An 845-nucleotide genomic window follows, 5' to 3' on the forward strand; every position below is an offset into this window, starting at 1 on the left:
CAGCCCAAACTCTCCCCCCGGAACCTGCGGGTGTCCCCGTTCCACGCCCGGCACAAACAACTCGGCGGGGTCTTCCTCGAAGGCGGCGGCTGGGAGCGCCCGTACTGGTTCGAAGCCAACGCAGACCTCCTCAAAGACATGCCCGCCGACTGGCAGCCGCCGGCACGCGATTCCTGGTCCGGGATGTTCAGCTCACCCATCGCCGCGGCAGAAGCCTGGAAAACCCGCACCGCCGTCGCCATGTACGACATGACCCCGCTCAAGCGCCTCGAGGTTTCCGGCCCCGGCGCCCAGAAACTCCTCCAGGAACTGACCACCGCGGACATGTCCAAAAAGCCCGGCGCGGTCACCTACACCCTCCTGCTGGACCACGCCGGCGGGATCCGCAGCGACATCACCGTCGCCCGCCTCACCGAGGACACCTTCCAGCTCGGCGCCAACGGCAACATCGACACCGCCTACTTCGACCGCGCCGCCCGCCACCAAACCCAAACCGGCGGCCCCCAGGACTGGGTCCAGGTCCGCGACACCACCGGCGGGACCTGCTGCATCGGCCTCTGGGGCCCCCTCGCCCGCGAAGTCGTCGGCGCGGTCAGCAGCGACGACTTCTCCAACGACGGGCTCAAATACTTCCGCTCCAAGAACGTCGTCATCGGCGGCGTACCGGTCACGGCCATGCGCCTGTCCTACGTCGGCGAACTCGGCTGGGAACTCTACACCAGCGCCGACAACGGCCAGCGCCTCTGGGACGCGCTCTTCAAAGCAGGACAGCCCCACGGGATCATTGCCGCCGGCCGCGCCGCGTTCAGCTCCCTCCGCCTGGAAAAGGGCTACCGCTCCTGGGG

General features: G+C 68.4%; 1 pseudogene. It reads left to right on the forward strand.

The window, feature by feature from the left end:
- A pseudogene (locus AC5RU7_RS21010) lies at window positions 1–845 on the forward strand (sarcosine dehydrogenase); the annotation flags it as partial.

Source organism: Arthrobacter sp. K410C (assembly GCF_059090105.1).